The organism is Brochothrix campestris (assembly GCF_046058945.1).
Taxonomy (GTDB): domain Bacteria; phylum Bacillota; class Bacilli; order Lactobacillales; family Listeriaceae; genus Brochothrix; species Brochothrix campestris.
On sequence record NZ_CP175511.1, the window covers coordinates 2,187,144 to 2,204,427 of the forward strand.

At 37.9% G+C, this 17,284-nt stretch carries 17 protein-coding genes; 9 read left to right on the plus strand and 8 right to left on the minus strand.

All coding sequences use genetic code 11. From position 1 onward, the window contains the following. Positions 1–144: 144 nt before the first annotated feature. Positions 145–1,617: a helix-turn-helix domain-containing protein gene (locus tag ACJYYY_RS10785; RefSeq protein ID WP_051457006.1), complete on the plus strand. Its 1,473-nt coding sequence runs from the start codon at positions 145–147 to the stop codon at positions 1,615–1,617. 127 nt (positions 1,618–1,744) lie between these two features. Here the strand turns inward: ACJYYY_RS10785 and ACJYYY_RS10790 are convergent, their stop codons facing one another. Both ACJYYY_RS10790 and ACJYYY_RS10795 read right to left on the minus strand, forming a co-directional pair. After that, positions 1,745–1,999: a hypothetical protein gene (locus tag ACJYYY_RS10790; RefSeq protein ID WP_408868934.1), complete on the minus strand. Its 255-nt coding sequence runs from the start codon at positions 1,997–1,999 to the stop codon at positions 1,745–1,747. A 459-nt stretch (positions 2,000–2,458) separates the two neighbouring features. After that, on the minus strand, positions 2,459–2,800 hold the full coding sequence (locus ACJYYY_RS10795) for a zinc ribbon domain-containing protein YjdM (RefSeq protein WP_035315125.1): 342 nt from the start codon (positions 2,798–2,800) through the stop codon (positions 2,459–2,461). Between the two features lie 155 nt (positions 2,801–2,955). Between ACJYYY_RS10795 and ACJYYY_RS10800 the strand changes: the two genes are divergently transcribed. Then, positions 2,956–3,396, plus strand: coding sequence for a hypothetical protein (locus tag ACJYYY_RS10800; protein WP_035315127.1), 441 nt, complete (start codon positions 2,956–2,958; stop codon positions 3,394–3,396). On the opposite strand, the gene ACJYYY_RS10805 is transcribed toward ACJYYY_RS10800, so the two are convergent. The 3 genes from ACJYYY_RS10805 to ACJYYY_RS10815 are packed head-to-tail and all read right to left on the minus strand — an operon-like array spanning position 3,393 to position 4,795. Next, a complete protein-coding gene (locus ACJYYY_RS10805) occupies positions 3,393–4,187 on the minus strand; it encodes a response regulator (RefSeq protein WP_035315129.1) in 795 nt (264 codons plus the stop codon). The two genes, ACJYYY_RS10800 and ACJYYY_RS10805, sit on opposite strands and share 4 nt — an antisense overlap. Next, complete coding sequence (locus ACJYYY_RS10810) at positions 4,162–4,437, minus strand: sensor histidine kinase (RefSeq protein ID WP_035315131.1); 276 nt, start codon at positions 4,435–4,437, stop codon at positions 4,162–4,164. Before ACJYYY_RS10810 ends, ACJYYY_RS10805 begins: the two co-directional genes overlap by 26 nt. Before the next feature lies 1 nt (position 4,438). Next, positions 4,439–4,795 (minus strand): hypothetical protein, encoded by a 357-nt coding sequence (locus ACJYYY_RS10815; RefSeq protein WP_035315133.1) that lies wholly within the window; start codon positions 4,793–4,795, stop codon positions 4,439–4,441. A gap of 204 nt (positions 4,796–4,999) precedes the next feature. Here ACJYYY_RS10815 and nhaC point away from each other — a divergent pair, with 204 nt between their 5' ends. Together nhaC and ACJYYY_RS10825 are read left to right on the plus strand one after the other, a co-directional pair. Further along, positions 5,000–6,376 (plus strand): Na+/H+ antiporter NhaC, encoded by a 1,377-nt coding sequence (gene nhaC, locus ACJYYY_RS10820; protein ID WP_035315134.1) that lies wholly within the window; start codon positions 5,000–5,002, stop codon positions 6,374–6,376. A gap of 75 nt (positions 6,377–6,451) precedes the next feature. Beyond that, positions 6,452–7,963: a helix-turn-helix domain-containing protein gene (locus ACJYYY_RS10825; protein WP_408868935.1), complete on the plus strand. Its 1,512-nt coding sequence runs from the start codon at positions 6,452–6,454 to the stop codon at positions 7,961–7,963. Positions 7,964–8,030: 67 nt separating this feature from the next. On the opposite strand, the gene ACJYYY_RS10830 is transcribed toward ACJYYY_RS10825, so the two are convergent. Beyond that, positions 8,031–8,420, minus strand: coding sequence for a GtrA family protein (locus ACJYYY_RS10830; RefSeq protein ID WP_035315136.1), 390 nt, complete (start codon positions 8,418–8,420; stop codon positions 8,031–8,033). A gap of 205 nt (positions 8,421–8,625) precedes the next feature. Between ACJYYY_RS10830 and ACJYYY_RS10835 the strand changes: the two genes are divergently transcribed. From ACJYYY_RS10835 to ACJYYY_RS10850, 4 genes are all read left to right on the plus strand, one after another. Continuing rightward, entirely contained in the window at positions 8,626–10,119 is a 1,494-nt protein-coding gene (locus tag ACJYYY_RS10835; protein ID WP_035315137.1) for an ABC transporter permease, read from the plus strand. Positions 10,120–10,132: 13 nt separating this feature from the next. Further along, positions 10,133–10,807: an ABC transporter ATP-binding protein gene (locus tag ACJYYY_RS10840; RefSeq protein WP_035315138.1), complete on the plus strand. Its 675-nt coding sequence runs from the start codon at positions 10,133–10,135 to the stop codon at positions 10,805–10,807. Further along, positions 10,800–12,275: a PASTA domain-containing protein gene (locus ACJYYY_RS10845; RefSeq protein WP_408868936.1), complete on the plus strand. Its 1,476-nt coding sequence runs from the start codon at positions 10,800–10,802 to the stop codon at positions 12,273–12,275. The genes ACJYYY_RS10840 and ACJYYY_RS10845 overlap by 8 nt, the downstream gene beginning before the upstream one ends. Before the next feature lie 134 nt (positions 12,276–12,409). After that, positions 12,410–13,135 (plus strand): transposase family protein, encoded by a 726-nt coding sequence (locus tag ACJYYY_RS10850; protein WP_408868937.1) that lies wholly within the window; start codon positions 12,410–12,412, stop codon positions 13,133–13,135. A gap of 179 nt (positions 13,136–13,314) precedes the next feature. Here ACJYYY_RS10850 and ACJYYY_RS10855 read toward each other — a convergent pair whose 3' ends face one another. Next, a complete protein-coding gene (locus tag ACJYYY_RS10855) occupies positions 13,315–14,826 on the minus strand; it encodes a DUF1846 domain-containing protein (RefSeq protein WP_035314609.1) in 1,512 nt (503 codons plus the stop codon). Positions 14,827–15,122: 296 nt separating this feature from the next. On the opposite strand from ACJYYY_RS10855, the gene ACJYYY_RS10860 reads away from it, so the two are divergent. Next, positions 15,123–16,118 carry an LLM class flavin-dependent oxidoreductase gene (locus ACJYYY_RS10860; RefSeq protein WP_408868938.1) on the plus strand — a complete coding sequence of 332 codons (996 nt, stop codon included), beginning with the start codon at positions 15,123–15,125 and terminating at the stop codon, positions 16,116–16,118. 191 nt (positions 16,119–16,309) lie between these two features. On the opposite strand, the gene ACJYYY_RS10865 is transcribed toward ACJYYY_RS10860, so the two are convergent. Then, positions 16,310–17,233 (minus strand): TDT family transporter, encoded by a 924-nt coding sequence (locus ACJYYY_RS10865; protein WP_035314610.1) that lies wholly within the window; start codon positions 17,231–17,233, stop codon positions 16,310–16,312. Between the last annotated feature and the right edge of the window lie 51 nt (positions 17,234–17,284).

Here is a 17,284-nt window from a genome sequence, read left to right on the forward strand (position 1 = left end):
ATACATCACCGTTTTTTTTGTCAATTAAAAAATAAAGCCTTTTCATGCATATAAAACAGCTAACAATTGGATATCTCACCGTTTTTTCATTATAATAGGAAGAAATAACCGTAAAATCCCATTATTACTGAAAGGACGTTTCTTATGCGCACACTCTTAAATAATAATTCCTTACGTCGCCTTAAATTTATGGAGCTGCTCTATAATACGAAGGATTGGCTAACCTTAAAACAAATCGCGACCGATATTGACTGTTCAGAGCGTGTTCTTCGTGTCGATATTAGCCACATTAACGAAACCTATATGCCCTTTTCAATTGTAACTTCACAAAAAAAAGGGGTTAAACTTGAATATCCGACCAACTATTCGCTCGAATTTGTGTTTCAACAAATATTGACCGATAGCATCGAGTTTACTGTGCTCGAAAAGATTCTTCTTGACGAGTCATTCGATATCATAGATTTAGCGAACACACTTTACACAAGTCCCTCAACACTCAACCGCATCATTAATAAAAATAATAAACTCCTATTAGAACGTGATATTAAAATCCATACTCAACCATGCTATATCGGCGGAAATGAACTGAACATTCGTAATTTACTGTCGCAGTTTTTACTTGAAAAATACGGTGCTTACAACTCACCTTTTACGACTCATCAAATTCAAACCGTCGATTACTTATACGAAATGATGTGCGAAACTGTCAATGAAACACCTGCGATGCAAGACCGCTTACGTCTTCGATATTGGTTCATGGCCTCAATCATTCGTATTAATAACGGTCACCATCTTACACTTGAAAGCAATGAGGTGCCTCAAGAAGTCAAACAACTCTATCAAAATGAACAACTACAAATAGCCTTCACTTTCTTACTAGACTGCGAATTCACGCCTACTATTTTAATGGAGTTACTTGTTATTTTTGCTGACATTAACTACTTCAGCAATACTTCTGCGTTAAAAACACATCTTAAGCAAACAACTACAGACAATCTACTTGCTCGAAACATCTATACTTTTTTGACAAACTTGTCTGAGAACACCCACATTCCATTAACTAATATTGATGAAGTCGCTTTGCAACTCTACAATAAACATTATCTTCTGGTCGGACCTAACTACATTATCTACAATCGTAAAGCACTTTTTGCTAAACGTATTCGTGAAGTTTATCCCTTTTTTGTTGCAAGTGTTCAACAGGAACTTTCAAAATTATCAAGTGCTCAAGATTTCTATTATAAAGACTATGCCGTTAATGAAATTCTTTATACCTTATTGATTCATTGGGAGAATTTCATTACCCTGCTAGAAAAGGCTTTACCGCCTCTAACTGTCGGATTGTATTCTGACTTCGACAATGCACATTCTCGTTTTGTCGAAGGCATTCTACATTACTATTTCGGTAAACATTTACAGTTCGTCCATATTCAAGATATTAGTGATATACCCGATATTTCTTTGTTAATCACTACTATTTCATCCTTGAACTTCTTAGAGATGCCTGTGATTTGTATCGATCCACTACCATCACCAAAAAATCTGTTAGAAATCCAACAAGCGTTGCAGTCATTCAATGACAGACCAAACTATCTTGCTTCGAAATATTTCTTGTAGTGAAAAGCGGTTACATCAGCTCGCTACAGCGCCGCTTATCTCGTAACCAAAGTCGGTTGACTTATTACTTCAAAATCAATTAAACTTTTCGACAATCTAGACCTTGCCGTTGCAAGGTCTTTTTTAGTCAAGAAAGTGACCAAATAGCTTCAATTATATAGCCAACCAGCATCATCATAAAAAAACTTACCATTACTAATATATTACCTAAAATGAGCAATTGTTTTTTTGTAGGTAGTGCAAAAAGGACACCTATAACACCAATAATGGGTGTAAATACAACGGCTGGATTTGAAGTTGCATTGAAAAAAAAGGGCAGCCACAAACACACACCACCAACAAGACAAATTAAAGCGATATAATTATAAATTTTAAACATCATTTATTACCTCTCCTATAATTAGACATAAAAAAAGAGAATACTAAAGGGGATTAGTACTCTCATGGGATAAGGGATATTTCTAGGGATATAATTATTTTAGGGAAATAACTATATTGATAGTATACACCTTGATTGGCATAACTTGCCTATCAAAAAATGACGCCCTTACGGCTTTTTTTGATAGACTTTTTCTTCAAAAAAAAGAGAACGCTAAAGGGGATTAGCGCTCTCATGGGATAAGGGATATTTCTAGGGATAATTATTTTAGGGAAATAATTATAGCCTAAGTATACTATCTTTTTGAGGATGTGTGTTATCAAAAAAAACCTTTTGATGGGCATTTTTTGATAACCCCTTCTCCAGTTATAACTACATCATAAAAAGAAGCACCCCCCAAAAAGTTAGCTTTTTGAGTTTAACTTTCCAGGGGCGATACATGCCTCTTTTGAAATGTACTATTTAATTTTTCTTTACGAACTCAGATTTTAATTTCATCGGGCCGAAACCATCAATTTTACAATCAATATTATGGTCTCCTTCAACAAGGCGAATATTTTTCACTTTCGTTCCCATTTTCAAATCAGACTGAGCTCCTTTTACTTTAAGGTTTTTCATCACTGTGACAGAATCACCATCTGTTAGTTGGTTCCCGTTAATATCTTTTACAATTAAGCCTTCTTCTTCTAATGGACTGTTAGTTGCTAATGTCCACTCGTGGGCGCATTCGGGGCAAATAAAATTTCCACGATCCTCATACGTGTATTCAGAGTTACACTCTGGACAATTGGGTAAATTACTCATTCGTACCTCCTGTATAGTTACTTATAATCACTACTTAATTATTATTATAAACAATTTAATAAACGCAAGCAAGCATCAATAGCTCGATGATTGATACGTTTAAATAATTGTTTCCACTATCGTAATCGGATATGATTAAAAGAGATAGTTAAATCATGACAAAGGATGTGTTTTATTTGCCTTCATTTAAACAATTAACAGCACAAAAAGAAGCACTTACTGAACAACCTTGGTATTCATTCGACTCAATTGATGATAACCACATCACTACACGACCAGGTGTCTATTGTATCGCAAGCTCAAAGGATAAAGGGGCCTCGAAACAGATTATTTATATTAATCAAACTGATAACCTAAAAAATCATCTTACAAGCTATGTCAGCATAACAAACATAACTACTTCGAAGTTAGAAAAGGCACTGGTTAATGATCCGCATCTCACGGCTATTCGTAGTATTGAACAAGCACACATCTATCTGAAAAACGACTGTTATTACAAATTTTCACAAATTGATGATACACGTGAACGCCTTTTCTTAGAACACAGTCTTAAATTCACTCTATCACCACGTTATTTAACTGTCAGAGCAAATTAACGTGGTGTTTTTGAATATTGTACAAACTCACTTGGTAACAGATGTGTATACTTTTTAAAAATATCAATAAAATAACGATAGTTATTAAACCCCACATCTAACGCTATCGTGCTAATTTTGTCTTCACCTTTTTCTAACCGAATAATGGCCTGAGCAATACGATAACGATTCAAATAATCATTAAACGTGTAGCCTGTCAGCGCTTTAAACCGCTTATTCAAATGTGTCTTGCTACGATTTACCTGTTCCGCAACATCGGTGACGGTGATTTTCTCTGCATAATGTTCTTCAATTAAGGTGAGTAATGCTTGTACACTTTTTGAACTTATCGTGGTTTTTTCTGTTTGATTAAAGACAAATAATTCACGGTGGCTCACTTCTTGTATTTTTTGATTAAACAATTCGTATTGTTTTTGAACTGTCCGTCTATCTTTACAACGCGTCAGCACGTCCTCTAATTCATCGTGATTTAACGGCTTCAATAAATAGTCAGTGACACCGTATCTTATCGCCTGTTTCGCCTTATTAAAATCATTATAGCCTGATATAATAATCGTTAAGAACACAAATGCTTTCCCTTCAAAATACTTTAAGACATCCAACCCACTCATCAAAGGCATGTTGATATCAAGCAAAACAATGTCCGGTTTTATAGCTTCAATCTGTTGAACAGCACTGTGACCATCACTTGCCTCTCCACAGATGACACATCCTGCTTTTTGCCAATTAACACTCATCTTTAGTCCTTCTCTAATGATATCTTCATCATCGACCAGCAATACTTTCAACACCCTCATCACCCCCTATTAGTGGCAGTCTTAATTGAACACAGGTCCCTTTACCTCGTTCCGACTTAATCGTTAGTCCATAAGCTGCACCGAACATCAAATAAATACGTCGATGGGTATTATAGAGCCCCACGCTATTCGATTTGTTTTCCGTAGCTTCAAACCTCAATTGAATGTCTTTTAAACGTTCACTGTCAATACCGCCACCATCATCGATAACGGTTAATAAACAGTGATTCCCTTCACGTTCCACCCTAATTGTGATAGAGAGCTTCGTTTTTAGATGTATATTTCTCAAAGAGGTTTTCATCGGTCAATTTTGATTTGTTCAGTCCGCCAAACATGACATCTGCATAAGGTTTATCCTTTTCAGATGAAATTCGCTTGAGTAATTCACCAGTGCCTGCAGATACTAGTTCGACCTTAATACCTGTTTCGTCTTCGAACATCGGTATCAATGTATTAACAATATTTTCACTGTTTGGTGAATAGACAACTAGTGTTTTATCTTCTTTTTTATCTGATTCTTTTGAAGAACTCTCATTCCCACACGCTACTAAAACAGTCATTAATAATAATGCAACAACCAGTAAACCTGCCATTTTTTTCATTGGTAAATCCTCCTTAGTTTTGATAATTAAATCATATCACATACTAAAGCGCTTACAATGCTAATATAGAACACTTTTACGCACTATAGAACAGCTGTTAAAGTCTAATAACACCTCAATACAATTGACTTCTCACAACAGAAATGTTAACCTTAGACTCATCATTTAACGCGTTAAAGCGTGTTGGTTAAGGAGCTTTTATTTATGAAACATCGTTCTGCTATTATCGAGGCGTTATTATTACTCAGCCTCATTCTCATTATTTTAGGTGTTAGTGTTATTAAATACCACCTTGCGCCACAAGTACCTATCCTCGTTTGTATCGGCCTGTTGCTCATTTGGGCAAAAGTACATCGTGTCGCTTGGCAAAAAATCCATACCGGGATTACTAACGGGATTGCGACTGGACTCATTCCGATGATTATTTTCATTCTCATCGGTGCCTTGATTGGCGTTTGGATTGCTGCTGGCATAATTCCATCCATGATGTTTTATGGCTTTCATCTTATCAATCCGCAGTTGTTTATCCCCTCAGTGTTTGTGATTAGTGCCATCGTTGGTGTAGCAGTCGGCAGTGCTTTCACTGTTGTGTCAACCGTTGGGATTGCCTTCTTAGGAATTGGCTTGTCGATGGGCTTTTCACCTGCGATTATTGCTGGGGCTGTTATTTCAGGCGCTGTCTTTGGTGACAAAATGTCTCCTTTATCCGATAGCACCAATTTAGCAGCTGCCATTGCAGAAGTTGATTTATTTTTACATATCCGTAATCTGATGTGGACGACCATTCCAGCTTTTTTTATCGCCTTAATCGGCTTTTGTTTGCTCGGCTTAACCAAAACGGCCACTTCGTTCGATCAAATCACAACAATTTCAACAGCATTGGCTGCCAATTTCTCGATTAATTGGTGGGTTTTACTGCCACTTCTCCTCATCTTCTTATGTGCTCAATTGAAGTTACCGGCAATCCCCACACTTTTTTTATCGATTGGCGTTGGGGTCATCATCCTGCTACTGACCCAAAAACATTCCGTTCAATCCGTTGCTGCCATTATTCAAGATGGCTATGTCGCACGAACAAACAACGAACTGCTTAATTCTCTTCTTACCCACGGTGGCATCCAAAGTATGATGTGGTCAATTTCATTAATTATTTTAGCTTTAGCCTTAGGTGGGTTGCTCGTTGAACTCGGTATTATAAAAACACTAATGGACGCCTTAATTCGACAACTAACAACTACTGGGCAGTTAATTTTAACAACCGCCCTTAGTTGTATCGGCATCAATTTACTAATTGGCGAACAATATTTAGCAATTATTTTACCTGGAAACGCCTTTAAATCAACTTATGAGAAGGCTGGTCTTCATCCATTAGCACTTTCTCGTGTACTCGAAGATTCCGGTGCCGTGGTCAATTCACTTGTTCCGTGGAGTGTCAGCGGTGTATTTATGGCTTCGACCTTAGGCGTTGCAACGATTGAGTATTTACCCTATGCTTTTTTCTGTTTGCTCTGTCCCTTGCTTACTGTATTAGCTGGGTTCACAAATCTGAGTATTAAAAAAACTAACAAGTCAACTATCTAACTAAAAGATAGTTGACTTTAGTAATAGAAAAACTGTATCCTTGTATTATTATAAGTAATGTAAGGAGTGGCTCATTTGAGACGAATACTAGCACCGGCACGTCAGCGTCAACTACTTTTCATCGAAACATTAATTGACAACGATGATTGGATTACTCTAGCTTCAATCTCACAAAAAATCGGCTGTTCAGAGCGTATTTTGAAAAACGACATCACTGATCTCAACTTACTATTTGCACCGTTTTCCATTGATACGTCACGTAAAAATGGTGTACGCATCGAGTACCCCGTTAATTATTCGATTGACTATATTTATACCGTTTTTCTGCAAGAAAGTATCGAGTTTAGATTATTAGAAATGCTTTTTTCAGCCAAAGATGTTAGTGAATCTGATATTTATGAGACGTTATACATCAGTGACTCTAGTCTTAAGCGTTTAATTAACCGTGTCAATGTCATATTAGCTGAACATTCCATTTACATCTCAACTAAGCCTTATAACCTATGCGGTGATGAATTAGCCATTCGTAATTTCATCACACATTATTATGGTGAAAAATACCCTCGTGGTAACTTGCCCTATTCAACAGAGCAATTGAATTTTTTAACAGCTGTGTTCAAACGCTTCGCAAAAAAAATCGATATCACGCTGAATTATCCAGATGTCAACCAGTTACGTTCAGCGACCTTATCTAACATTATTCGGATGCAGCAAGGGTACTCCCTTCCAAATATTACTGCTACCCCTTCGTTTGAATGGGTCATTACAAACATGTTAGAACAAACCGAAATAGAGCATCAATTTTTACACTTATTCGGCATTGTCTTAACTCCTGATACCGTGCGTGAAATATTATATGTGTTTTCAAAACCTGACTTTGTTTTTAATGCCTCTCATTTAAAACAAAAAGTCCTTTCACACCCTGACACAATTGGCGTTACCGTGACTTATATTGAATCATTTTTAACTGATTTGTCGAATGACTTAGACCTCCCAATTGATGACATCGAGCAGCTCACCTTTGAAATATTCAACATCACTGTTTGGTCAAGCGGCTTAAATTACATACTATTTAATAAGAAGGAATCATTTTTACACTATGTAACGACCGAATATCCCAATTTCGTAAATAAAGTCAAAGAAGCACTGCCACGATTGATTTTTATCTCTGATTATCAATGGAAAGAGGCCTCTTTTAACGAGTTTTTATATACTATTATGATCCATTGGCCTAACTTAACAAAACATCTCATTGAACAGATTAAACCGATTAGAGTCGGCGTGTTTTGTGATTTTGACGAAGAACATTCACACCTTATTATTGACATTCTTAACCATCATTTTGGTTCTCATGTTCAAAGCCAAGTACTCGAAGCACTTGAAGAAGCTGAAGCACTCGAAGAAAGCCGAGAATACGATGTCATTTTAACGACAATTTCAAATATGTCATTCAAATCAAACCATACAATCTGTATTAACTCGATTCCGACAATACATGACTGGAAAACAATTCAAAAAATCATCAGTCAAAATGATGTGCACACTAATGCTGTTGCTACAAAATTCATTTCTTTTGAAAACCGCTAAGACAATTAAAAAGAAGTCCTTCGATAGAGCCATTAGTAATGGTATCATTGAAGGACTTCTTTTTAGTTTATTTAAATACGAACCATTTACTTGCAACATAGTTAACCGCAATAACGACAACATTTGCTGCTATTTTAGCCACAAGTGTTGGCATTCCCAAATGGATACAACCAAACGTAACCACAATATCAATCAAAAGGGATGCGAGTCGAACACTTACAAATGACATTGCTTCAATCACGGTCGCTTGCCGTGTTTTGTTATGACTACGAAACACCCAATACTTATTACTGACATAGGCAAATAGTAACGCACAGACATTCGCTATCGTCACACTCCAAGATACATTTAAAACCGTTGTCTCATCCATTAAATAAAAAACACTAAGATTAACTAGTGTTGTTACACCGCCCATTAAAACATAGAGAATCAATTCTTTTTGAAATAACTTTACCATCATAATCTCCTTTGATTCATTGATTTATCTTAGTTTATCATGAAGTTTAGCTTCACGACCAGTTACACTCTCATTCCATCAGATGATTATTAGTTTCTTCCAGCTGTACTATGTGGTATAGTTCAGTTATCTAGTAATCGGTTACATTAAAACCAGTCCCCATGCTTACTTTAGTATAAAAATAAACTAACAAAGGAGTTTTTAGATGAACTTTTTCAAACGGGCACTCACGAGTATTTCTCGTAAAAAGGGTAAATCACTCTTGCTTTTTGCGATTGTTTTTATTTTAGGGAACGTGATTGCAGGAGCAGTTTCGATTTCACAAGCAACAAATAAGGTTGAACAAACCGTCAAAAATCAACTTGGCGCACAAGCAACGATTGATTTATCGAAAGAAAAGATGAAACAATTGATGGACGCCTCCGAGGATGAGGAAGTTGATTATCCAAAACCGCCTTCAAAAGATGTTATTACTAAAATTGGACAGCTTGATACGGTTAAATATTACGACTATAATATTTCCGATTACTATAATTCGAAAAAGGTGAAAGCTTATCTGTCGCCTGAAGATGAAAAATACGGTAATAGTAGCTCTTTGAGCATCCGAGGTGTGCAATATGCCCCTTTAATTGATGTGAAAGAAAACAAAATCAAGCTTGATAGCGGCACGACCTTTACAGATGACCAAATTAAAAATGGTGCTAATGTTGTCATCGTTTCTTCACAGGTCGCTAAGCTCAACAACCTCTCTGTTGGCGATAACTTTTTAGTAGACAATGTGTACCTTTCTTATGATGATGATAAAGAAAAAGAACTCTTTTCTAAGGAGTATTCTTACAAGGTGATTGGTATTTTCACACCAACAAAACTAGATACAGCAAAAAAACTCAGCGCAGATAAAAAAGCTGAACAAGAATGGCAAGCAAATGAACAAATTAACACCATCTATTTACCTAACAAAGTCGTTTCAAAAGCAAACACTGCTTTCCAAAAAGAAGCAATGAAAAAAGATAAAAATTCCGCTGAAGGTATGACCGAAGCTGAACTGGCAGAATACACTAAGAATATCGGTAACGAGGACGGATACGAGTCTGTTTTCGTAGTAAAAACACCTGAGGATATGCCTAACTTCGTTGCCGACGCTTCAACCATCTTACCAAAAGATTACGCGATTGTTTCAGCTCAAGATGACTACGACTCCATTTCTGGCTCGATGAACAAGGTCGCTAAGTTTTCAAAATACATCTTGTTGGCAGCTGCTGCAGCCTCGGTCATTATTTTGACGCTCGTTATCATTTTATTTATCCGCGATCGTAAAAAAGAATTAGGCATTTACCTGTCATTAGGTGAAAAGAAACTTAAAATCATCGGTCAAATTTTCATTGAAGTGCTACTCGTAGCTTTTATCGCGATTTCATTGTCGCTCTTCACTGGTAATCTCCTTGCCAAAAACGTGTCGACTTCATTGATTACGAATGATGCCAAGACTGACGATATGAACGGTGGCTCAATGTCCTATTCACACTTTAGCACAAACTCAACAGTGGACTTTGATTCGGTTAAAGATGCTTATGCGGTAACCATTGATGCCCCTTATATCGCACTCTTCTATCTCTTTGGTCTTGTCACAGTGATTTTATCAACCGTTCTACCCATGCTTTATATTTTACGACTCAATCCTAAAAAAATAATGATGTAAGGACGTGACTGCTATGAGTATTTTAACTGTCAAAGATGTCGATTATTTTTACCAAGACGGTGATCGTCAGCGCTATATACTAAAAGATACCAATCTCACCTTTGAAAAAGGCAAATTTTATACGATTGTTGGCCAGTCTGGCTCTGGTAAATCAACTTTTTTATCATTGATTAGTGGATTGGATACCCCTCATAAAGGTGATATTTTATATCACAATGAAAACATCAAAACAATCGGCTATGAGCAATATCGTCGCAATGATATGAGTATTATTTTTCAAAGTTACAACTTAATTCCTTATTTAACTGCCGTCGAGAACGTGCTTGTTCCAATGTCAATTACAACCAATGAGATTCCCAGCGACCATCAAGAAGTTGCCTTAAATCTCCTTGATTATATCGGTTTAAATCGCGACAAGGCGACGCGTGTCGTGACACAATTATCTGGTGGAGAACAACAGCGAGTTGCGATTGCCCGAGCATTAGCGACCAATGTCGATATTATTTTAGCAGATGAGCCGACCGGAAACCTCGATGAAGAAATGGAACAAGAAATCGTAGCGATTTTCAAGGAGCTCGCCCATCAGCATAATAAGTGTATAATTGTTGTAACGCATTCATCAGAAATCGCAGAATTGTCTGATGAAACGTACTATTTGCACAAGGGGGCTTTTAGCAAAGATGAGTGATTTTTTATCTAATTTTGAAAATAAAAATTACCAAAAACGCAATGGTGAAACGCCTAAGAGTGACCCACCTAAACAGACACCTTCTCCCAATACGGCAAAGGTTAAAACTAACGAAACCAATAAGCCTAAGGTCTCAACTGGTTCAAGGTCGACTAAAAGCACACGCTCTACTTCAGCAGATGATGTCAATCCGAATGAAAACATGATGATTGACCCGACTTATCAAAAGAAGAAGCGTAAAAAACGACTTATAATTACTGCTATTTGTGTTATCACAATTGGTTTATTATGGTGGTTATACTTCAGTATGACACATGTGCCTTTACCCAATTTTGTTGATAAGAATATTAGCGAGGTTCGCACCTGGGCGAATACAAATAATATTACCATTGAAACGGAGCAAAAATACAACACTAAAACTGACGCAAATATCGTCTTAGCACAAAATAAAAAAGTTAAAACACAGATTAAAAAAGGCAGTGTGTTAACGGTGACGCTTAGTATTGGTCCCAATCCAGATGAAGTGATTAAGCTGCCACAATTTAAAGAAATGACCAAAAGCGAGGCCCAGCAATGGATTGATAGTCAAAAAGCTGAAAACATTTCGATCACAGATGAATTCAGTGCTAAAATCGCCAAAAACAAATTTATCAAGCAACGTTTTCTAGCTGATGATGTGTCTGAAACGAACTACAAGCGCAAAGATCAATTACTGCTTTACTATTCTAAAGGTGTCGAAGTATTCGAAAAAAACATCGATGTTCCTGATTTCAGCAAGAAAACAAAAGATGAAGTGACTCAGTGGGGTCAAGATAACGATGTCAAAATCACGTTTGAAAATGGCACCAGTGATTCAATTGAAGTCGGTACGGTTATCTCACAAAGTTTAAAAAAAGGCACTAAAATCGCCAAAAAATCACAGGTAACTGTGACAATATCGACCTTACAAGTACCAAACTTCAATGACTATACCCTTGAATCAGCGGCTGAGATTGAAGGGATTTCGACCAATATTAAGAAGCGCTTCTCTACGAGCGCACCTTATGGCTCGTTAATCTCACAATCACTCGAAGCTGGTACTTTCATCGATGATAAGGCGAATGACAAAGCGATTACGGTCGTTTATTCAGCGGGTAAGCCTTATTTAAAAAGCTATTTTGGTAGTTTAGAGGGGGAATTGGCTGAATCCTTCTACAATGATTACACCGTTAACGGCGCCAATATTAACTATACGATTCATAGTGTCGATTCGGCTGAAGAACGAGGCACAGTCGTCGAAATGAGTAATTACAACGCCTATGTGGCGATGGACTACACTGTTTCAATTGGCATTAGTAATGGCAGTGGCTACACTCCAACCGCCGACAACACACGTGCTGACGATGAGTCAGACGTTGTTGGGGATACTGAAGAAGCCGTTCTTCCTTCTGATACGAAAAAAACAGCTTCTTCTGATTCAAACGACTAGCAAAAAAGCGGTTCTATAATTTATGGTGTTGGTGAATTTTCACTGATGCCTATTTTTTCGTAAAAAAATAGCAACATTTTCAAAATCCCTATAATATTAAGTCACCACAACAAATTTATAAGGGGGATTCGACAATGTCAGCTATCACTTTTAACAATATCGCGAATTCCTCTGGAATTACAGATGAAACTATTTCTTTTCCAAAAACATGGTGTTTAACTCAGTTAATTAAAGGTGTTTTAAGCACTTGTTATTTTGGCACACTCTCTTACACACCCTCACGGTGTGCGAATTGCGGCTTCAATAATAAAACAGTTAAACTCATTAAACACGGAACTAAACTATCACGTATCACACTCCTTAAAACCAATAACCTTCCAACCTATCTCTTTTTAAAGAAGCAACGCTTCTTATGTAAAGGATGTAAAACAACCTTTATCGCTTCAACTTCGATGGTAAAACGAAATTGTTTTATCTCCAAACGTGTCATCCAAACACTAGCTGCCGAAGGACAGTTTATTACTTCTGAAAAAGATATCGCTTTTAGACAGAGTGTTTCAACAACTACTGTTAATCGTACTTTACACCAATGGTCTCCTCAATTCAAACCGAACTATCAAAGGCTTCTACTACATCTTTCAATGGATGAATTCAAATCGGTAAAGAGTGCTGATAGTCAGATGCGTTTTATTTGCACTGATGCGAAAAAATATGAAATCATTGATATCCTCCCATCTAGAAGATTGCATCATCTCAGAGATTACTTTTTAAATTATTCATATGAAGCGAGAGCCTCAATAATAAACGTGCAGCGTCATGACGTTTGTGAAGGCGACTCTAGCGGGAAAAGTGGCAGCTGAATACCCCACAGCGAAGCGCGGAGGATGAACCGTCACCCGCAGAAAGCGTCCTTCACATTAGGAATGACTACAAAAAAAGCAGCTACCAAAAAAGGTAGCTGCAAAAATGACTTATTTTACTAAATTTTGAATAACAACACTATTTGACATAGAGCCAAAAAAGCCCCGATTATTATTAGTTAAATATAATATAAGTTATCTGACGGATAAACTGGATCGCAGGTAATATCCATGCCGAGTTTACGTAATGTTTGCTCATCATAATCATTTAACATGACTGTTGAATGTGCTTGAACATCCGTTAATTCAGAAATTTTCTCATACGCAAGTTGTGCTGTTGGGTTTGTTACCGCGCTAATTGATAAGGCAATTAACACTTCATTTGCCGTCAATGCTGTCATCTTATCGTGTAACTCATTACGTTTCATGTCTTGAATCGTTTGTAAAATGACCGGTGATAATAATAAAATATCATCTGAAATATTAGCTAACGTTTTAATCGCATTTAAAATCGCTGCTGCACATGGATCCATTAAATCAGATGTACGTCCGGTTACAATGCGGCCATCGTTTAGTTCAAGTGCAATAACAGCTGGCATCATGTCCGAGATATTGTTTTGTGCTTTCAGACGTAAAGCATAGTCACGGGCTGGTGTGACCGCTAAGCGATCTTCTTTCTTTAACTCAACTTCTTCCATAATTAACTTAATGCGATTTAAAGCATCTTCGTCAAGCAAGCCCTTTTTAAAATCACATTCAGTCGCAAAACAACGGCGGATGATTTCTTGTTTCGACGCTTCTGTAATCGCATCATCATCTGTAATACCAAAGCCAACACGGTTAACGCCCATATCTGTTGGCGAATGATATACCGTTTCTTTACCCGTAATTTTTTCAATCATTCGTTTAATAACAGGGAATGTTTCCACATCACGGTTATAATTAACGGCCAATTTATCGTAATAATCTAAGTGGAAGGAGTCAATCATGTTGACATCTTTCAAGTCAACCGTTGCCGCTTCATAGGCAATATTAAGCGGATGTTTTAATGGCACATTCCAAACAGGGAATGTTTCAAATTTGGAATAACCGGCTTCGCGACCTTGGTGACTCTCGTGATACAGTTGATTCAAGCACGTCGCTAGTTTCCCACTACCTGGTCCCGGCGCGGTTACTACAACGATAGGTTTTGTCGTTGGAATATAAGGGTTTTTGCCAAAGCCTTCATCGCTGACAATTTTATCGATATTCGATGGGTAATCTTCGATTGCTGCGTGTTTGTAGACTTTAATATCACGTCGCTCAAGCTTGTTAATGAATAATTTAGTCGAGGGTTGGCCGCTGTAACGCGTAATGACCACACTGTTGACTTCAAGGCCATAACCACGGAATTCATCAATTTGACGTAAAATATCTTTATCATAGGTAATACCATAATCACCACGGATTTTATTACGTTCAATATCGCCTGCATAGACACACATTAAAATTTCAGCTTTATCGCGCAATTTTTGTAACAGTTTAATTTTAGCATCTTCATCAAAGCCTGGGAGTACACGCATCGCATGTTTATCACCAATCAATTTACCACCAAATTCAAGGTATAATTTATCGTAATCATTGACACGTTCTAAAATAAATTTTGATTGTTCATCGATGTACTTTTGTGGATCAAAACCAATTTTCTTCATTTACTTTACCCCCGTTATCTTCGTTAGTTGCGGTGTTCATTCCAACACATATTCTTCTATTATAGACGTTTCGACTAGATTGACAAGTTTTTTTAACAACCGAAGAGCAACTTTTTTTTTCGCTAATTGCCGTATCTTGCTACAATAGCCTTTGTAACTTGAGGCATTCAATAATTGATAGTATTTTGCGATAAATCCAATCGAATCATAAGCCGATAGATGTGTTTTGTGCGCTAAATTTGTTACAGTTAACTCAAAGAGCACTCGTGCTCATCACATATTAAAGGAGTTTTATGATGAAACTAAGTATTTTAGATCAGGCCGTTGTGCCAAAAAACACAGACGCGGCAACAGCTTTAACGAATGCTGTTGAACTAGCCATCTTAGGAGAAGAACGTGGATATGAACGGATTTGGTTAGCTGAGCACCATAATAATAACGGGATTGCTAGTTCCGCACCAGAAATTACAATTGCCCATATTGCAGCTAAGACGAAACACATTCACGTCGGTACCGGTGGCACGATGGTAATGCATTATGCGCCCTATAAAATGGCGGAAACATTTAAGACACTCAGTGCGCTCTCGCCAGGCCGAATTGATTTTGGTGCAGGTCGTGCACCTGGAGGCGATCATTACTCAACACTTGCCTTAGCGGAAGGTCGTGCCCCTGCTTATGACGGTGCATATGCTAAAATCCAAACGACACTCGACCTTATGAACGATCAAACAAGCAGTGATCCTCTATACCAAAATGCCTTCGCAGTGCCAACAAACGTGACACTACCAACTGCTTGGTTGCTCGGTTCAACAGGAAACAGCGCCAAAGAGGCTGGTCGGATGGGCCTCGGTTATTCGTACGCGCAGTTTTTCACCGGGCAAATGGACGCCGCTATTTTCAAACAGTATCGTGAACAGTTTACACCTTCTTATTTTATGGAACAGGCACAAATTAGCGTCTGCTACATGGTAACAATTGCGCCGACCTTGGCCGAAGCCGAATACGAAGCACTCCCAGCTGATATCGCACGCCTGCACTTAATGCGCGGGCAACTGATGCAGCGGTTATCACCCGAAGAAGCCCAAGCTTACCCCTTAACTGAGGCAGATAAAGCCGCTATTTTAAAAAATCGGACGGCTCACCTCGTCGGTACCCCGGCGATGATTAAGGCAAAACTCGAAGCTGATGAGGAGACCTATGGCTTTGATGAGGCAATGATTTTATGCCCACCTTATGCCCAATCAAAACGCCTTGAAATGTATCATTTATTGGCAGATACAATGATGAATTAAACGTACTTTAAAGCATTTTTAAACTGCAGTGATTGAAAAAAATAACGCATCGACTATTTCCCGTCGATGCGTTATTTTTGAAGTCACCCAAGTTTAGGCTTTAAATACTGGAGAAATTGGAACTGCGTTTACCTTCTGTCTCGGAGCAAACCACATCGGTTTGCTCCTTTTTGTCTCCGATTAATAACTAACTACTTCACTCGTTTAACAGCAGTCGCTAAAAACAGCACATATCGAACCAATACGTAACCAACCATCACACAGGCAATTGCAGTCTCAATCATTGCAATGTTTTTCAGCCATGGATACGTCACTAAATAATGATAGCTCATCATACAAGCAGTGGCTGAAATTACAAAAGGAAACGTCAAGGCAGCGTAACTTGGATAAAACGGTAAACGCAAGATTTTTGGCAGTTGCACTAAGACAAACACATAAAGCAGTTGCGCTAACGCTAGTAGAACGTAGGCTAACCAATTTTGATTGCCTTCTGAGATTGTGAGGTAGCCAGCTAAACAGAGCGACGCAGGCGCTGTTATAATACCGATTAACGGCATCGTTGGTTCTGGCATCGTCGTCGCAAAGTAAACACGTGTTAGTACAAGTGGTAATAGTACAACATATAAAGCGAGACCAATCCAGAGAAAAACGTGACCGATTGTTGGGTAAAAGGCCGGACTCGTAATAGCGATGACCCCAATCCCAATATAAAGCACAAACCAACTCGGATAGACGTTTGTTAATTGCCATGGAAAGACGAACCAATATGTAAAATAAACCATTAAGCCTACTTGTAACACAATCGCCCCGAGCCAAAGTAGCTGCGCAAAGGTTTGCAACCCTTCAATTGCTACGAGATAAGTTGCTAATATTAATAAACACATCGTAAACGTCGGTGTTACCGCCACTACTAATGGGTTTTTAAAATCAGCCTTGACCGCTTCAAAACTGATGACACATTTCAACACGATTAACACTATAATCACCGAGGCGAGACTCGCTAAACAATTAGCCACCACTGGTAACTGCCACAGTTTTAATAAATTACCTAAGGCCGCTAATGCCAATGCAACCCCTGCGATTGGTAATGGCAGCTTATTAAAAAATACTTTCACGTGCTAAACTCCCCTTCGATTTGTTTCTTATTCTTCTATGTTACAATACTC